At 68.0% G+C, this 17197-nt stretch carries 17 protein-coding genes and 3 pseudogenes; 4 read left to right on the top strand and 16 right to left on the bottom strand.

Going from position 1 to position 17197, the window contains the following annotated elements:
* Positions 1-148: 148 nt before the first annotated feature.
* The 3 genes and pseudogenes from VS93_RS12625 to VS93_RS12615 all read right to left on the bottom strand — a co-directional run bounded on the left by VS93_RS12625 (position 149) and on the right by VS93_RS12615 (position 2496).
* Positions 149-880 (bottom strand): alpha/beta hydrolase, encoded by a 732-nt coding sequence (locus VS93_RS12625; protein WP_046470141.1) that lies wholly within the window; start codon positions 878-880, stop codon positions 149-151.
* Between the two features lie 39 nt (positions 881-919).
* A complete protein-coding gene (locus tag VS93_RS12620; protein WP_201776627.1) occupies positions 920-1252 on the bottom strand; it encodes an ATP/GTP-binding protein in 333 nt (110 codons plus the stop codon).
* 45 nt (positions 1253-1297) lie between these two features.
* A pseudogene (locus VS93_RS12615) lies at positions 1298-2496 on the bottom strand (3-hydroxybutyryl-CoA dehydrogenase).
* Between the two features lie 198 nt (positions 2497-2694).
* On the opposite strand from VS93_RS12615, the gene nucS reads away from it, so the two are divergent.
* The 4 genes from nucS (at position 2695) to VS93_RS12595 (ending at position 6876) form a co-directional block, all read left to right on the top strand.
* Positions 2695-3372: an endonuclease NucS gene (nucS, locus tag VS93_RS12610; protein WP_046470140.1), complete on the top strand. Its 678-nt coding sequence runs from the start codon at positions 2695-2697 to the stop codon at positions 3370-3372.
* 106 nt (positions 3373-3478) lie between these two features.
* Positions 3479-4165 (top strand): DUF1707 SHOCT-like domain-containing protein, encoded by a 687-nt coding sequence (locus VS93_RS12605; RefSeq protein ID WP_046470139.1) that lies wholly within the window; start codon positions 3479-3481, stop codon positions 4163-4165.
* A gap of 192 nt (positions 4166-4357) precedes the next feature.
* Positions 4358-5887, top strand: coding sequence for a M28 family metallopeptidase (locus VS93_RS12600; RefSeq protein ID WP_236700515.1), 1530 nt, complete (start codon positions 4358-4360; stop codon positions 5885-5887).
* A 392-nt stretch (positions 5888-6279) separates the two neighbouring features.
* Positions 6280-6876 carry a cob(I)yrinic acid a,c-diamide adenosyltransferase gene (locus VS93_RS12595; protein WP_046470137.1) on the top strand — a complete coding sequence of 199 codons (597 nt, stop codon included), beginning with the start codon at positions 6280-6282 and terminating at the stop codon, positions 6874-6876.
* Between the two features lie 84 nt (positions 6877-6960).
* Here the strand turns inward: VS93_RS12595 and VS93_RS12590 are convergent, their stop codons facing one another.
* The 13 genes and pseudogenes from VS93_RS12590 to VS93_RS12530 all read right to left on the bottom strand — a co-directional run bounded on the left by VS93_RS12590 (position 6961) and on the right by VS93_RS12530 (position 17081).
* Positions 6961-7254: an MTH1187 family thiamine-binding protein gene (locus VS93_RS12590; protein WP_046470136.1), complete on the bottom strand. Its 294-nt coding sequence runs from the start codon at positions 7252-7254 to the stop codon at positions 6961-6963.
* Positions 7255-7279: 25 nt separating this feature from the next.
* The gene (locus tag VS93_RS12585; RefSeq protein WP_046470135.1) at positions 7280-7762 is read right to left on the bottom strand and encodes a DUF2550 domain-containing protein; all 483 of its coding nucleotides are present in this window, start codon (positions 7760-7762) and stop codon (positions 7280-7282) included.
* Between the two features lie 24 nt (positions 7763-7786).
* Entirely contained in the window at positions 7787-8191 is a 405-nt protein-coding gene (locus VS93_RS12580) for a F0F1 ATP synthase subunit epsilon (RefSeq protein WP_046470134.1), read from the bottom strand.
* 75 nt (positions 8192-8266) lie between these two features.
* Positions 8267-9709, bottom strand: a complete 1443-nt coding sequence (gene atpD, locus VS93_RS12575) for a F0F1 ATP synthase subunit beta (RefSeq protein WP_046470133.1) — start codon at positions 9707-9709, stop codon at positions 8267-8269.
* Between the two features lie 9 nt (positions 9710-9718).
* Positions 9719-10627, bottom strand: a complete 909-nt coding sequence (locus tag VS93_RS12570; protein ID WP_046470132.1) for a F0F1 ATP synthase subunit gamma — start codon at positions 10625-10627, stop codon at positions 9719-9721.
* Between the two features lie 3 nt (positions 10628-10630).
* On the bottom strand, positions 10631-12274 hold the full coding sequence (atpA, locus tag VS93_RS12565; protein WP_046470131.1) for a F0F1 ATP synthase subunit alpha: 1644 nt from the start codon (positions 12272-12274) through the stop codon (positions 10631-10633).
* A gap of 76 nt (positions 12275-12350) precedes the next feature.
* Positions 12351-13160 (bottom strand): F0F1 ATP synthase subunit delta, encoded by an 810-nt coding sequence (locus VS93_RS12560; RefSeq protein WP_046470130.1) that lies wholly within the window; start codon positions 13158-13160, stop codon positions 12351-12353.
* The gene (atpF, locus tag VS93_RS12555; protein ID WP_046470165.1) at positions 13160-13693 is read right to left on the bottom strand and encodes a F0F1 ATP synthase subunit B; all 534 of its coding nucleotides are present in this window, start codon (positions 13691-13693) and stop codon (positions 13160-13162) included. The genes VS93_RS12560 and atpF overlap by 1 nt, the downstream gene beginning before the upstream one ends.
* Positions 13694-13734: 41 nt before the next feature.
* Positions 13735-13944: an ATP synthase F0 subunit C gene (gene atpE, locus VS93_RS12550; RefSeq protein WP_046470129.1), complete on the bottom strand. Its 210-nt coding sequence runs from the start codon at positions 13942-13944 to the stop codon at positions 13735-13737.
* A gap of 89 nt (positions 13945-14033) precedes the next feature.
* Positions 14034-14695, bottom strand: a pseudogene (atpB, locus tag VS93_RS12545) (F0F1 ATP synthase subunit A).
* 281 nt (positions 14696-14976) lie between these two features.
* Entirely contained in the window at positions 14977-15192 is a 216-nt protein-coding gene (locus VS93_RS12540; protein ID WP_046470128.1) for an AtpZ/AtpI family protein, read from the bottom strand.
* A gap of 60 nt (positions 15193-15252) precedes the next feature.
* Positions 15253-15696 (bottom strand): hypothetical protein, encoded by a 444-nt coding sequence (locus VS93_RS12535; protein ID WP_046470127.1) that lies wholly within the window; start codon positions 15694-15696, stop codon positions 15253-15255.
* Positions 15697-15925: 229 nt separating this feature from the next.
* Positions 15926-17081, bottom strand: a pseudogene (locus VS93_RS12530) (glycosyltransferase family 4 protein).
* Between the last annotated feature and the right edge of the window lie 116 nt (positions 17082-17197).

The raw sequence follows: 17197 nt of genomic DNA, 5'->3' as shown, positions 1-17197 counted from the left end.
GGATCCGCAACGGGTCCGGGGCCTCTCGCATGGATCGGGGCCGGGCAACGGGCAGGAGCGCGCCCGCCGTCGCCACCGCGGTCGGGCGCCGTTCGAGGAGCCGCCCGCCCCTTCCGGGCTCGCGCCGGCGATGCGGATCACAGGCGGCTTACACGGTGTCCCGTTCGAAAGGACCGTCCCACTCGGCGGGGAGCGGATAGGCCTTCGGGGCCGCACGGCGGACGATCTCGTCGAGCACGATGCGCACGTAGGGTTCGCCGACCCACAGATGCTTCGCGTTGTCCACCCCGATGACCTCGGCCTGCGGAATCGCGGAGAAGCGCTCGCGCGCCTCCGCCGGGCGCAGGTAGTCGTCGAACTCCGGGACGAGGGCCGCCAGCGGCTTCCCGGACTCGGCCCACACGGCCATATCGGCCGGGCCGGCGCGATGCAGCGGGGGCGACAGCAGGATCGCTCCCTCGATCTCGGGGTCACACCCCCACTTCAGGGCCAGCTCCGTACCGAACGACCAGCCCACCAGCCACGGCCGAGGGAGCCCTTCGAACTCGGTGAACTCGATCGCCGCGGCCACGTCGAAGCGTTCGGTCTCTCCCTCGCCGAACTCGCCCTGACTGGTGCCGTGCCGTGACGAGGTACCGCGCGTGTTGAAGCGCAGCACCGCCACGTCCGCCAGCGCGGGAAGCCGGAAGGAGGCCTTGCGCAGCACGTGGCTGTCCATCATGCCCTCGGCCGTTGGCAACGGGTGTAGGCAGACCAGCGTGGCCACCGGGTCGGTGTCCGCCGGCAGCGCGAGCTCACCGACGAGCTCAAGGCCGTCGGCGGTGTGCAGGGTGATCGGGCTGCGCCTGGCGGGCAGCACCGTACTGGCGCGGATCTCCATGACTCCTCAAGCTCAGACGGGCGCGGGGATTGATCGAGGTCAGTGCCGCGGCATCCGGACACCGCGGTCGGAACGCCGGTCCCAGCATGAGGAGTGCCAGTGCCGCCGGTCCGTGCCGTCTCCGAAGGGGCGCCACGCCACCACATGCGGCTTCCCCGGCGGGATCTCCTGGTAGCAGCCGGGGCAGCGGTAGCTCTTGGCCGCGGCCGCACCGCTGATGCGCCGGATCACCCACTCGCCGTCGGGGCCGGTCTCCCGGCGCTCCCCTCCGGTCACGCGCAGGAACAGCGAGTCCTCGTCGCCGTGCGGACGCTGTCGCCCCTGCTGGTTGCGGATCTCTTTGCGTCGAGGGGTGTTACGGCGCGGACTCACTGTTCCAGGGTACGAGGAACGGTCCCGCCCTCCAACCGGCGCCCGTCAGTCGCCACCATCGCCGGCTTCCTTGGGCAGCATGTCGACGAGCAGGGGGGCGGGCATGCCGAAGGGCTTCAGCCCGGTGTCGACGAGCGCGAACAGGATCTCGGCGACCCGCTCGGCTCCCCGTTCTTCGAGCAGCTCGGTCGGCCCCTTCGGGTATCCGCAGCCGAACCGCATGGCGGTGTCGACGTCGTGGGCGCCGGCGTAGCCTCGCTGATCATCCGCATCGCGTCGTCGAGGTGCGGGGCGAGGAGCATGTCGGCCAGGTCGAACTCCTCCTCGCGGTTGCGTACGATCTGGGCGAGGCGGCCGCCGGGGAGGTCCTCGGCGGGGGTGTCCGCACCGGAGTATCCGTAGAACCCGCCTCCGCTCTTGCGGCCGAGCAGTCCGGCGGCGACCATACGGCGCAGCAGCGGCGCGGCGACATAGCGCGGCTCGCGGAACTCCTCCCACAGCACGTCCATGACCGCCAGGCAGACATCCAGGCCGACGAGGTCGGCGAGGGTGAGCGGTCCCATGGGCAGGCCGGCGGCCTTGGTGATGGCGGTGTCGATCTCCTCGCGGGAGGCGATCCTGCGTTCGTAGACCCTGATGGCGTCGTTGATGTAGGGCACCAGCAGCGCGTTGGCGACGAACCCGGCCCGGTCGGTGACGGCGACCGGGGTCTTGCCGATGCGCTTGGCGACCTCGGAGACCACCTCGATCGTCCCTGGTGAGGTACTCACGGTGCTGATGACCTCGGCCAGCTTCATCACCGGCGCCGGGTTGAAGAAGTGCAGGCCGACGACCTTGCCCGGGCGTCCGGTAAGGGCGGCGATCTCGGTGACGGACAGCGACGACGTGTTCGTGGCGAGGATGGTGCCCGGCGGGCAGATGCGGTCGAGGTCGGTGAAGACGTCCCGCTTGAGGTCCATACGTTCGGGGACGGCCTCGACGACGAAGTCGGCGTCCCTCAGCTCTTCGCGCGCGGTCTCGAAGGCGATGCGGCCGAGGATGGAGTCCTGCTCCTCCTCGGTGAGCTTGCCCTTCTGCACCGCTTTGCTCAGGGATTTCCGCACGTGGCCGCGTCCGCGCTCAAGCGCCTCGGCGTCGATCTCCACGCCGGTGACCATGAAGCCGGCCCGGGCGAACACCTCGGCGATCCCCGCGCCCATAGCGCCGAGTCCGACCACGCCGACCTTGTCAAATTCCTGCACCATGGGCCCTACTGTAAACCGTGCGCGGGCGGCCGCTCACCGCCGGGTGGCGCGCGTCTTCGGGACTGCTCAGCGAGGAACCTCCCGGACCGCGGCACGCTCGGAGGACCGGGAGTCCGCACCCGCCTTCACCAGCGCGCTCCTTCCCGTCCTCGGGCGTTCTGAACCGCGCGGTCCGCGATAGGGGTAGCGTGACGTAACGTGCGTCTCGTTATTGCCCGCTGCAGCGTCGATTACGTCGGCCGGCTCACCGCCCACCTGCCCATGGCACCCCGGCTGATTCTGATGAAAGCCGACGGCTCGGTCTCCGTACATGCCGACGATCGCGCGTTCAAACCGTTGAACTGGATGAACCCGCCGTGCACGGTGCGCGAGTCAGCGGGGGACGACGGCAGCAACCTCTGGACGGTCACCCATGGCAAGTCCGGCGAGATGCTGATCCTGCGCATCGAGGAGTTCCTGCACGACAGCTCGCACGAACTCGGCCCCGACCCCGGCCTGCAGAAGGACGGTGTCGAGGCCCACCTGCAGGAGCTGCTCGCCGAGCACATCACCACCCTCGGCGATGGCTACGCCCTGATCCGCCGCGAGTACCCGACCGCCATCGGGCCGGTGGACATCCTCTGCCGCGACGCCGAAGGCGGCACCGTCGCGGTCGAGCTCAAGCGGCGCGGGGACATCGACGGCGTCGAGCAGCTCACCCGCTATCTGGAGCTGCTCAACCGCGACCCGGCCCTGAAGCCGGTCCGGGGAGTCTTCGCGGCCCAGGAGATCAAGCCCCAGGCCCGGGTCCTCGCCCACGACCGCGGCATCGACTGCGTCACCCTGGACTACGACGAACTCCGGGGAATCGAACCGGACACCCCGCGGTTGTTCTGAGCCCGCGCCCCGGCCCGTCGGACCGTCCGAAGACCCGGGTCGCGTCAGGGACATCTCAGGGCTTTTTCCGGAGCGGTGGGAGGTTCGACCGCGCGAGGATGGAGGTATGACCGACACCATGGGCACCCCGTCCCCCGACGGCGACGACCGGATACGCGCTTCCGACGCCGACCGCGACGCTGTGGCGGCGCGGCTGCGCGAAGCGCTGGCCGAGGGCCGTCTCAGCCCCGACGAGCACAGCGATCGGCTCGACGCCGTCTACAGCTCCAAGACGAGGGGGGAGCTCGAACCGCTCACCGTCGATCTCCCCGAGACCGCCCCGGCTCGCGCCGGGAACCCGGCGTTCGCCTCGCCTCGACCGGTCTACGGCTCGGAGCGGGTCGGCGGTACCGAGGCCAGCGGGCACGCCTCCCTCGCCATCATGGGCGGCGCCGACCGCAGCGGGGTCTGGACCGTTCCCGCGCGCTACGTGGCCACCGCGCTCATGGGCGGGATCGACCTGGACCTGCGCGAGGCGCGGTTCACCCAGCGCGGGGTGACCATCTACGCCAACGCCGCCATGGGCGGCATCGACATCATCGTCCCGGACGACATCGACGTGCGGGTCAACGGTGTCGGCGTCATGGGCGCGTTCGGCAGCGAGGACGAGATCGATCCTCCCAGCGTGACCGACCCCGGCACGCCCCTCGTGCGCGTCACCGGTCTGGCCCTGATGGGGGCCGTCACGGTCATCCGCAAGAAGCGCAAGCACCAGAAGCGCCGCGGGGACCGCGAGATCGATTCCGGCGATTGACAGGGCGGTGCCCGCCGACGCGAAACCCTCTATAAGACCACATTCGTCATGTCCGTGTAAGACGCTTGGCTGAATGTGGCAATCGTGCCTCCCCCTCCTTGAACCGCGGCATCGCCGGGTGGCAGGCTGCACCGAACTCGCTCCCGTCGCATCGGTTCCACTCCCCCGATGCCCCGCATAGGAGGACGATTCGTGTCCAGCGCACATCCCGAAGGGACCCCGCGGCGCGCCCACACGGCGCGCCGGAGGTTGCTCGCCGGCGGCACCACCGTGGTGGCGGTATTGGGGCTCGGACTCACCCCCGCCAGTGCCCACGCCGACACAACGCAGCTTCCCTCGCTGGTGACCGCGGACAACATCCGCGGCCACATGGAGAACCTTCAGACCATCGCCGATTACAACGGCGGCAACCGGGCCCACGGAACACCCGGTTATGACGTGGCGGCCAACTACGTTGTCGACCAGCTCAAGCGTGCGGGCTACGAACCGCAGACGCACACCTACGAATTCGACCGCTGGCTCGAGAACTCCGATCCCGCGCTCGCCCAGGCGGCCCCCGAGCAGCGCGAATTCGCCCACGAGGACGACTTCCGCACCATGACCTACTCGGGCGCCGGCGAGGTGACGGCGCCGGGCGGTCCGGTGAACCCCGATAGCGGCGCCAGCGGCTGCTCGGCCGACGACTTCTCCGGGTTCTCCGAGGGCGCGGTCGCCATCATGCGGCGCGGTACCTGCTCGTTCGAGGAGAAGGCGACCCACGCCGTCGAGGCCGGCGCCTCCGCCGCCATCGTCTTCAACCAGGGCGGCGACACCGAGGAGGAGACCGAGGCCTTCCAGGGAACGGTGTCCAACCCGGTCGACATCCCCGTCCTCAGCGCGAGCACCGCTGTCGGAGAGGACCTCGTGGACGCGGGCGAGGAGCTCGAACTGCAGCTCAGCGTGGACTCCGAGATCGCCACGGAGTCGTCGTACAACATTCTCGCCGATTCCGGCAGCGGCAAGGAGGACAACACCGTCGTCGTCGGAGCCCACCTGGACAGCGTCCCCGAGGGTGCGGGAATCAACGACAACGGCAGCGGCACCGCCGCGGTCCTGGAGGCCGCCAAGCAGTTCGCCAAGCTGGACGATCCCAACAACCAGGTGCGCTTCGCCTTCTGGGGAACCGAGGAGGAAGGGCTCGTCGGTTCCACACAGTACGTCGAGGGCCTGAGCGAGGAGGAGCGGGACGATATCGCGCTCTACCTGAACTTCGACATGATCGGCTCGCCGAACTACGGCCGGTTCGTCTACGACGGCCGCGGCGAGCTAGAGGGCTCGATTCCCCCGCCTTCGGGCTCGGCCGCGATCCAGCAACTCTTCGAGGAGTACTTCGAGGACCAGGGGCTGGTGAGCGAGCCCACCGAGTTCAGCGGGCGCTCCGACTACGCCGCCTTCATGGACGCCGGGATCGCCTCCGGCGGCCTCTTCAGCGGCGGCGACGGCACCAAGAGCGAGGAGCAGGTCGAGTACTACGGCGGCACCGCCGGTGAGCCCTTCGACCCGAACTACCACACGCCGGAAGACGACATCGACAACATCAACTGGAGTTCCGTGGAGGAGCTTTCCGGCGGGATCGCCCACGCGGTGGAGACCTACGCCTACAGCACCCTTCCGGTGAACGGCGTCCTGCGCGGTAGCGGGGATGCCGCGTTCGACCGCCAAGCCGACCTCTGGCTGCGGTAACCGTCCGATCGCGGTAGGAAGCCCGTGGACCGGTAACAGAGCCTCCGGTCCACGGGCTCCCGTGTACCACCCGTCGTATGCCGTCCCGCCGAAAGCGGAAGGCGCCCCCCGCGAGCACCCGAGCGGACCGGCGTGGAACCCCCGATCCACGCCCCACCCGACGGCATCCGTTCCCCTCCTTCGGATGGCCCCCGCCATTGCACCCGAGTGAGAAACGCACCCTCAGGGCCGTTTAACTACCCTTAGTAGTTTAATCATTCCCCAAAGTATCAGCAACATGGCTGCGTCGCCCTCTGGAACGAAACAATCATCAAGAGTAATCATCGTGTCTCCGCGGACGCGTTACGCACGGCGCCCCGTCCGCTGGGCTCCGCCCCCTCTAGGGTGAGGGCATGACCAAACGAGACACCGATACGCCTGTCGTGCTCTCCAAGATCTACACCCGGGGCGGGGACTCCGGGGAGACCGCTCTCGGCGACATGAGCCGGACCGCCAAGACCGACTCCCGGTTGACCGCTTACGCCGATGTCGAAGAGGCCAACGCCGCCATCGGGACGGCGCTCGCGTTCGGCGAGATCCCCGAGGACATCCGGGCCCTGCTCGGCCGGGTACAGAATGAGCTCTTCGACCTCGGGGCGGATCTGTCCGCGCCGGTCGTGGAGAACCCGGAGTTCCCCCCGCTGCGCATCGAGCCCGAGTACATCGACCGCCTGGAGGAGGCCTGCGACACCTACAACGCGGATCTGCCGAAACTGCGCAGCTTCATCCTGCCCGGCGGCTCGCCCGCGGTCGCACTGATGCACACGGCCCGGGTCGTGACACGGCGGGCCGAACGCAGCACGTGGGCCGCGATCGAGGAGCACGGGAACACCATGAACCCGCTGACCGCGAAGTACCTGAACCGGCTGTCGGACCTGCTGTTCATCCTCTGCCGGGTACTCGGCCGGGACGGCACCGAGGTCCTGTGGAAGCCCGGTGGTGAGCGCTGAGGCCGGATGCGGCCCGCAGCGCCCCCGATGCTTCCGTCCGCCCGCGGCCGCAGCGTGGTGTCCCCGCACCGCCGCGGTCCGCGGCTACCGCTGGAGCTCCTCCTCGACGGCCTCGACCTTGCTGGTGAGTCCGTCCTGGACCCCCTCGCGGATGTCGGCCTTGAGGGTCAGGCTGACCCGTTTCGACCCTTCGCCGGCGGCCTCCACGGCGCGTTTGACGACGTCCATGACCTCGTCCCACTCGCCCTCGACACTGGTGAACATCGCGTCGGTGCGGTTCGGCAGGCCGCTCTCGCGGACCACGCGGACAGCCCGGGCTACGGCCGGAGCCACGGACTCGCCCGTATCCATGGGGCTCACGGAGAATGCGACAATCATGGGGCCCACCCTAGGTTCCGTCCGGTCAGGGGCGCCAGACGCCACCCGGCGGCATGGACTCCAGCCAGGAGAGGAATCCGGTGAGCGCGCTCTCGGTCATCGCGATCTCGTAGACCGGCTCTTTGGGGTCGGAGCCGTTGGTTCCCAGCCAGCCCACCTCGATCACCACGAGATCGGACGTGAGTTCGGCGAGGTCCGCCCCCGTCGGCGCGCGGCGGCCCACAATAACGAGACCGCGGCGCGACAGCTCTGCTGTCGGCCGCGGCCAGAGTGAGAAAACGCGATACCAGCGCAGCTCATCGGTGCCGTAGCGCCCGAACCCCATGCGCCATGGGCGTGCGGTTCCGGTGCCGTGGCGCAGGTAGCACTCGACGGCGCCGCCGCCGCGCTCCAGAACGTATCTGCGCACGGTGACGGCCACCAGGGCCAGCAGTGCGACGGTGAGCAGGGCGAAGAACAGCCATTCGGCGATCTGGAACCATATCTCGCTGGACAGCTGCTCCCCCACTCTCGTCCCCCTACAGGACCCCGATCAGACGTCCTCGCCCACGGCCCGGAGCCGGCTGCGCGCGCGCTCGGCGCGTTCCTGCGCCTCGGCGGCGTTGGCCGCGGCCTCGTCGGAGACCGCGTCGCGCAGGGCCACCCTGGCCCGCTCGGCGTCGACGTCCTCGGCCAGTTCGGCCACCTCGGCGAGGATGGAGATCCGGTCGTCGGCCACGGAGATGAACCCGCCGTGCGCCGCCGCGCGGACCTCGCCGGACTCCCTGCCGCCGAGAACGCGGACCACCGAGCCCGGCGCCAACGTCGCCAGGACCGGGATGTGCCCCGGCTGGATACCGATCTCGCCCTCGGTGGTCTTGGCGATGACCATGTCGCCCTCGCCCGCCCACAGCTCGCGCTCGGGTGAGACGAGTTCGACGGAAAGCTTCTTCGACACTGCCTCAAACTCCTCTGATCGCGGGCGGTTCTGCCGAGGGCGGGCACCGCGCGGCGCCCGCCCTTCGCCTCAGAACTAGCCCTGCAGCGTCTTGGCCTTCTCGACGGCCATCTCGATGTTGCCGACGTCCAGGAACGCCTGTTCGGGCAGGTGGTCGTACTCGCCCTCGCAGAGCGCCTTGAAGGAGGCGACGGTCTCCTCCAGCGGCACGAACACGCCCGGGTTGCCGGTGAACTTCTCGGCGACGAACATGTTCTGCGACAGGAAACGCTCCAGGCGCCGTGCCCGGTTCACGATGATCTTGTCCTCTTCGGACAGCTCGTCGATACCGAGAATAGCGATCTGGTCCTGCAGCTCGTTGTTGCGCTGCAGGATCTCCTTCACCCGCTGGGCGACCCGGTAGTGCTCCTCGCCCACGTACTGCGGGTCGAGGATGCGGGAGGTCGAGGTCAGCGGGTCCACCGCGGGGTAGATGCCCTTCTGCGAGATCGGGCGGGAGAGCTCGGTCGTCGCGTCCAGGTGGGCGAACGTGGTGGCGGGCGCCGGGTCGGTGTAGTCGTCCGCCGGCACGTAGATCGCCTGCATCGAGGTGATCGAGTGGCCGCGGGTCGAGGTGATCCGCTCCTGGAGCTGGCCCATCTCGTCGGCCAGGTTGGGCTGGTACCCCACCGCCGAGGGCATGCGGCCCAGCAGGGTGGAGACCTCCTGGCCGGCCTGGGTGAACCGGAAGATGTTGTCGATGAACAGCAGCACGTCCTGCCTCTGCACATCACGGAAGTACTCCGCCATGGTCAGAGCGGAGAGCGCGACACGCAGCCGGGTACCCGGGGGCTCGTCCATCTGGCCGAAGACCAGCGCGGTGTCCTGGAGGACCTCCATCTCGTCCATCTCCAGGAAGAGGTCGGTCCCCTCACGGGTCCGTTCCCCCACGCCCGCGAAGACGGAGACACCGCCGAAGTTGCGGGCGATACGGGTGATCATCTCCTGGATCAGAACGGTCTTGCCGACACCGGCGCCGCCGAACAGACCGATCTTGCCGCCCCGCACGTACGGGGTGAGCAGGTCGATGATCTTGATCCCGGTGACCATCATCTCGGTCTTCGACTCCAGTTGGTCGAAGGCCGGGGCCGACCGGTGGATCGGCCAGCGCTCGTTGACCTCCAGCTCGGAGGTCTTGACGTCCAACGACTCGCCCAGCGTGTTGAACACGTGGCCCTTGACGACGTCGCCCACCGGAACGCTGATCGGCTCGCCGGTGTCGCGGACCTCGTTGCCGCGGGTCAGTCCGTCCTGCGGCTGCAGGCAGATGGCCCGGACCAGGTTGTCGCCGAGGTGCTGGGCAACCTCCAGCGTCAGCGTCTTGGTCTCTCCCCCGATGGTCACATCGGTCTTCAGGGCGTTGTAGATGCCCGGCAGCGCGTCGACGGGGAACTCCACGTCGACGACCGGGCCGGTAACCCGGGCGATGCGCCCGGGGGCCGTGCCCGGCGCGGCCGTCTCTTCAGCAGTCGCAGTCACTTCTCTTACTCACTCCCCGCTGGCAGCAGCGAGGGCGTCGGCGCCGCCGACGATCTCGCTGATCTCACTCGTGATCTCCGCCTGGCGGGCCTGGTTGGCCTGGCGGGTCAGGGTCTGGACAAGCTCCTCGGCGTTGTCGGTGGCCGCCTTCATCGCGTTGCGGCGCGACGCGTGCTGGGAAGCCGCCGACTCCAGGAGCGCGAAGTAGATCCGGTTCGTCACGTACCGCGGAAGCAGTTGGTCCAGGACCTCTTCGGCCGACGGCTCGAACTCGTAGAGGGGGAGCGCTCCCTGCTCCGCCTCCAACTCCGAGGCCTCGACCTCCTCGACCTCCAGCGGCAGCGCGCGGTTGGAGGCCGCCCGCTGCGTGAGCATCGAGATGAACTCGGTCGAGACGATGTGGATCTCGTCCACTCCGCCCTCGGCCGTGTCCTGGGTGAACCGGCCTATCAGGGCATCGCCGATCTCCTTGGCGTGCATGTAGGAGGGGCGCTCGGTGAACCCTTCCCACGTCTGCTCCAAGGAACGCCTGCGGAACTCGTAGTAGGCGATCCCCTTGCGGCCCACCATGTAGAGGAGGACCTCCTTGCCCTGCTCCTGCAGGAGCGAGGACAGGGATTCCGCCTCCTTGATGGCGTTGGTGGTGTAGGCGCCCGCGAGCCCTTTGTCGCTCGTGACGACCAGAATGGCGGCCCGGGTCCGGTTCTCCGACTCGACGAGCAGCGGGTGCTCGGACACCCGCGCCGCCAGGGCCGAGACGGCCCGGGTGATCTCCCGCGCGTAGGGCCCAGCCGCCTCGGCCGCCCGCTGCGCCTTGGTGATGCGGGTGGTGGCGATGAGCTCCATCGCCCGGGTGATCTTCGCCATCGACTTGGTCGAGCGGATCCTCCGGCGATAGACGCGAAGCTGTGCTCCCATGGTCTACTTCCCGGCGCTCTTGGCGACCTTGATGGTTTCCTGGCCGACCTTGCTCTCCTCCAGCGCCTCGGCTTCTTCCTCGTTTCCGAGGAGCCCGCCGGAGCTGGTCTGGAAGCTCTGCTTGAAGGTCTCGATGGCGTCCTTGAGCGTGGCCTCGGTCTCGTCCTCGAACTTGCCGCTCTCGCGGATGTTCTGCAGGACACCGGGGTGCTCGCGGCCGACGTACTCCAGGAAGTCCGACTCGAACCGGCGAACGTCCTCCACCGGGACGTCGTCGAACTGGCCGGTGGTGCCGCCCCAGATCGAGATGACCTCCTGCTCCATCGGGAACGGGGTGTACTGCCCCTGCTTAAGCATCTCCATCAGGCGCTCACCGCGTTCCAGCTGGGCCTTGGAGACGTCGTCCAGGTCCGAGCCGAAGGCGGCGAACGCCTCCAGCTCGCGGTACTGGGCCAGGCCCAGCCGAAGCGAGCCGGTGACCTTCTTCATCGCCTTGGTCTGGGCGGAGCCGCCGACACGCGACACCGAGACACCGACGTTGATCGCCGGGCGCTGTCCCGCGTTGAACAGGTCGGACTCCAGGAACACCTGGCCGTCGGTGATGGAGATGACGTTGGTCGGGATGTAGGCGGAGACGTCGTTGGCCTTGGTCTCGATGATCGGAAGACCGGTCATCGACCCGGCGCCCATTTCGTCGGACAGCTTGGCGCAGCGCTCCAGCAGCCGGGAGTGCAGGTAGAAGACGTCACCGGGGTAGGCTTCGCGGCCCGGGGGGCGACGCAGCAGCAGGGACACGGCCCGGTAGGCCTCAGCCTGCTTGGTCAGGTCGTCGAAGACGATCAGGACGTGCTTGCCGCTGTACATCCAGTGCTGGCCGATGGCCGAACCGGTGTAGGGGGCGATGTACTTGAAGCCCGCGGGGTCGGAGGCGGGGGCGGCCACGATGGTGGTGTACTCCATCGCTCCGGCCTCCTCCAGCGAGGCGCGCACACCGGCGATGGTCGAGCCCTTCTGGCCGACCGCCACGTAGATGCAGCGCACCTGCTTGTCCGGGTCTCCGGACTCCCAGTTCGACTTCTGGTTGATGATCGTGTCGATACCGAGAGCGGTCTTGCCGGTCTGCCGGTCGCCGATGATCAGCTGGCGCTGGCCCCGGCCGATCGGCGTCATGGAGTCGATCGCCTTGATGCCGGTCTGCATCGGCTCGTGCACGGGCTGGCGCTGCATGACAGAGGGAGCCTGCAGTTCCAGGTCGCGGCGTTCGGTGCTCTCGATGTCACCCTGGCCGTCGATCGCCCGGCCCATGGGGTCGACGACGCGGCCGAGGAAGCCGTCGCCCACCGGTACAGAGAGGACCTGACCGGTGCGGCGCACGGTCTGTCCCTCTTCGATCTCGGTGAAGTCGCCCAGGACAACGGCGCCGATCTCGCCGATCTCCAGGTTCTGGGCCAGACCCAGCGTGCCGTCTTCGAATTCCAGCAGCTCGTTCGCCATCGCCGAGGGAAGGCCACCGACGCGGGCGATACCGTCACCGGAGTAGGTGACGGTTCCGATCTCCTCGCGTGCGGCCGCGTCAGGCTCGTACGACTGGACGAAGCGCTGCAGCGCGTTCCGGATCTCATCCGGCCGGATCGTCAGCTCCGCCATCTCACGTATGTCCTTGCTCTCGTATGGCGCCGTGTTTCCCTGGCGCCGTGCGTCTTGCCTTGCGTGATTCGTCGCGTCAGCCGGCCAAGCGCCGCCGGACCTCAGCGAGCCGCCCGGCGACGGTGCCGTCAATGACCTCGTCACCCACGCGGATGGAGAGCCCACCCACGATCTCCGGGGCGATTTCGATGTTCAGATGGATCGTCCTGCCGTATACCCGGGTCAGCACACCCTGCAATTGAGCCTGCTGATCCTCGCTCAGCGGCACGGCTGTGCGCACCACCGCGATGTAGCGCTGGGCACGCTCGGCGACCAGGTGCCCGTAGTAGTCGAGTCCCTGCTCCAGCCTACGTCCCCGTGAACGCGTCACAGCCTCGGTGACCAGCCTCAGGGTGGCCGGATCGACCTTGCCCGAGAGCAGGTTCTCCACCAGGGTCCGCTTGTGCTGGGCGTCCACGCCCTCGGCTGTGAGCGCCGAGCGGAGGTCCGGCTCCGCGGCGACGATCCGCCCGAACCGGAAGAGCTCGTCCTCCAGTTCGTTGAGACGCTCCTCGTTCTCGACACCGGCCACCGTGGCGTAGACCGCCATGCGCTCGGCGGTGTCCACGAGATCACGCGCCCGGGACCACCTGGCCTGGACGATGTCGCTGACCACCAGGACCGTGGACGGCGACACCTTCGTCTCCAGCAGCTCGCCGATCAGCGCGGACTTCTTCTCGGCCTCGTTCGCCGGGTCGGCCAACCACCGACGCAGGGAGTGCTGCTCCTCAAGGAGCGTCACGACCTCGAAGAGCTCGTGTCCAAGCGTTACGGCGTTGGCCGACGGCAGGATCGCGTCGAAGCGCCGTGTCACCTCATCCAGTGAGGTCCGGCTAATACCTCGCATCAGCGCACCTCAGCCTGCGATTCGCTCTGCTCCAGCTCGGCCAGGAACCGGTCGATGACCCGGTTCTGGGCCGCGCTGTCGGAGAGCGTCTCGCCGACGATACGGCCGGCGAGATCGGCGGAGAGGGCACCGATCTCGCTCCGCAGCTGCGCAAGGGTCTGCTGACGATCGGCCTCGATCTGGGCGTGCGCCGTCTCGATCACACGGCGAGCCTCGACCTGGGCCTCCTCACGCGCCTCCGCGATGATGGCGGCGCGCTGCTCCTTCGCCTTCTCCAGCTCTTGGGCGTACTGGCGGTGCGCCTCCTCGAGCTTCTCCCGGTACTGCTGCCGGATCTCCTCGGCTTCGGCTTCGGCCTTCTTCGCGCGTTCGATGCCACCCTCGATCTGGTTGGCACGCTCGTCCAGTGCCGAACTGATCTTCGGCCACATCCTGTAGATGGCGCCGAGGAGGATGAAGAAGGCGATGAGGCCGAAGGTGAACTCGTCCCAGTGGATCGCCAGGACGTTTCCTTGTTCGGCTGCGACGATCATGGCCGCCATCCCTTCGCGTTCGTTGAACCGGTGTGCCTACGTCAGAGGATGAACGCGAGGACCAGGCCGATCAGGGCGAGCACCTCGGTGAGGGCGAAGCCGATCAGCATCTGACCCTGCAGCAGACCGCGGGCCTCCGGCTGGCGGGCGATGGCCTGCACGCCCAGACCGAAGATGAGACCGACACCGATGCCGGGGCCAATAGCGGCGAGACCGTACCCGATGATGTTGAGGTTACCGGTGATGTCCATTAATTATTCCCTTTGCTAGAACAGACCGACGAACAGGGGTGAGCGTCGGATCTACTGACCCGAATTAGCGAACTGGCCCAAGAAAGCGGCTAGTGCGCTCCCTCTAGAGCTTCACCGAGGTAGCTGGAGGCCAGCATGATGAACACGTAGGCCTGCAGTGCCATGATGAATAGCTCGAATCCCGTGAAGACGATAAAGGCGAACAGTGCCAGTCCCGAGTACCCCACGGAGAGGACGCTGAGGAAACCTCCGGCGCCGAGGTTGAACATGTAGAAGCCGCCGGCGGCGAAGACGGCGAGCAGCAGGTGGCCGGAGAGCATCGCCGCGAACGGCCGCAGCGCGTGTGTTATCGGCCTGGCGATGAAGTTCTGGGCGATCTCGATGGGCACGAGCAGGGGGAGGATCCACTTGGGTGTGCCGCCCGGGACGACCCTGCCGACGAAGTGGTTGACCGCACCGTGTTTGCGGATGCCGATGGCGTTCCACACGATGTAGATGTAGATCGCCAATGCCGCCGGGTAGGCGAGGTGGCTGGTCACGGGCAGTTGCATGCCGGGGATGATGCCCATGGCGTTCATCACGAAGATGAACAGGAACAGGGTCACCATCAAGGCAGGTACTTGTCGCCCGCTTTGCCCATCTGCTGGCGGGTCACCTGGTCGCGGATGAAGGCGATCAGCAGCTCGGCCATACTCTGCAGGCGCCCCGGGACAACGGAGGCCTTGCGCGTGGCGATGTGCCAGAAGGCCATCACCAGGAGTGCCGACAACACCAGCATCAGCGTGTACTTCGTGATCCCGGCGGTTCCCGGGAGCCCGAAGGTCAGCCACGGTTCGGGGAAGAACACGCCGACCGTGGGTGCCACTTCCTCGAAACCGCAATTATTGTCCCCGAAGAGATGGCAGTCTTCATCCGCCGCGGCGGCGACTTTAAGCGCCTCAGCACTCACGGCGAATCCTTTCGTCGTGACACAACTCAAACCTCGTCATGGTGTCGGGGCCCCGCGGCGAGTCAGGGCACCAAAGTGGATGATCAGGACCGGACGTACCGGACATAGATCAGATAGACGGCCCCGGCCGCGCCCAGCACGATGCCGATCGGCAGGAATAATCCCTGGAAGCCCAGCGCCCAGTCGGCCAGCCAGCCCAGCCCGCCCCAGGCCAGGATCCCGCCCAGGAGAATCGCGACGAGCGACATCGGATCGGCCTGGGAATCGTGGTCGTGGTCGCCGTCGTGGCGAACGTTCATCTCGCTCCGGAAGATAGCAGGTGGTCTGAAGGGCACGCACATTGCCCTGCCCCCGCGGATTCACCGCTGCCCTCCCGGCTCCGTTTCGGCGCTGTCCGGCTCACCGGAGGGCACCGGTTCGACGATGGGCCGCCTGTCGGTGGCGAGGGCCCGCATGTGCGCGCCCACCCATATGAGGGAACCCCCGATGGCGGTCAGCCCGAAGGTCGTGAACTCGAACCCCTCGGCATCGCGGAAGAGCACCAGCAGCAGGCCGAGCAGCACGACCTTGAGGACGTAGGTTCCCAGGGCCACCGGGAACATGAGCTGGGGGCTGTGCTTGCCGGCCCAGCTCACCGTAACGAAGCTGACCGCGAAGAATGCGATGACCAGGAGGGTGCCGAGGAAGGCGCCGATCAGCCCCGGAACGCCCTGTAACGCGAGTGCCGCGACCATGGCGACCGAGCCAGCGATGGCAGTGGGAATCGCGGCGCCGCGGAAAGTCCGGGCGTCGTGTTCCTGCATGGAGGACTCCGGCTGGAATGTTCAGTGAGGTGCTTGCTCGTGAAAGCTATCACAAGCCGTCCGGCCCCCACTCGGGGGTGGGGGTTCGCCCGGGTCCGATCCGGCCGGACGTCCGGTTCACCGGGGGTCCGGCGCCGATGTCGGGGAGGTCACCCGCCTCGCGGCGGTGGTACCGGAGCGGCGAGGTGTCCTGCGGAACATCCGCGCGAGAGGATTCCGGGCCCTCTTATCAGCCGGCCGATGAATTGTGATCTTCTGTGACGGAACGTGCGGGTTTCAGTCGCTGCAGGAGCCGCCTTCGGCGCAGCTCGGCAGAGTGATCAGTCCCACGGCGCACAGCGCCACCAGGGTGGTCACGGTCAGCACCATGATCGGGGCGTCGAACACCGACAGCGAGACCGAGGCGAACGCGATGATCGCGGCCCAGAGATACATCAGCAGCACGGCCCGGGCGTGCGAGTGGCCGAGCTCCAACAGCCGGTGGTGCAGGTGCTTCTTGTCCGGGGCGAAGGGCGACTTGCCGGCCAGCGTGCGGCGCAGCACCGCGAGCACCAGGTCGGCGAGCGGCAGTGCCAGCACCAGCAGCGGCAGCAGCACCGGAAGGAACACCACCAGCGCGCCGGCGTTGAACTCGCGTGCGGCGTTGGCGTCGAACTGGCCGGTCACGGTAATCGTGATGGAGGTCAGCAGCAGGCCGATCAGCATCGACCCGGTGTCGCCCATGAAGACCCGCGCCGGGTTGAAGTTGTGCAGTAAGAAGCCGACACAGACCCCCGCGAGGATGATCGCGATCATCGCCGGGTAGGACTGGCGCTCGAAGCCCTGGTCGATCGCCGCGACGTAGTAGTAGGCGAAGAAGGCGAAGGCCGAGATCGCCACGATTCCCGCCGCGAGCCCGTCAAGGCCGTCGGCGAAGTTGACCGCGTTGATGGTCACCACGATCAGCAGGACCGATACGACGGTGCCGAGCCATGGGCCCAGCGACAGCTGGGTGCCCGGTAGCGGCAGCCACAGCAGCTGCACCCCCTTCCAGACGAGGATGCCGGCGGCCGCGGTCTGCCCGGCGAGCTTGCTGACGGGATCCATGCCCCACCGGTCGTCGACGACGCCGATGACGGTGATCAGCCGCCCGCCAGGAGCAGCCCCTGCCATGTGTCGGCGACGAAGACCTCCTGCAGGTGCGGCAGCTGCGCCGAGATCAGCAGGGCGGCGGCGAACCCGCCGTAGATGGCGATGCCCCCCATCCGCGGCACGGGTTCGGTGTGGACGTCGCGGTCCCGGACCGGAGGGACGGCGCCCACGGCGATCGCCGCCCGCCGGACGAAGGGGGTCAGCAGGTACGTGACCGCCACGGCGATGATGAAAGTGAGCGCGTACTCACGCACGGCTGGTCCAGGGGCCTTTCGTCGGGGAGGGGGCACCGGTCGGGGCCGCAGGGCGGCCTGCCTGCAGGGTCACCAGCGAACCTAGCATCCGGCGGCCCGCACCGCCGGACGCGAAC

This window comes from Allosalinactinospora lopnorensis, from assembly GCF_000981225.1.
GTDB lineage: Bacteria > Actinomycetota > Actinomycetes > Streptosporangiales > Streptosporangiaceae > Allosalinactinospora > Allosalinactinospora lopnorensis.
The sequence above is the reverse complement of the archived record's forward strand: the minus strand, read 5'-3'. Positions and strand labels throughout refer to the sequence as shown.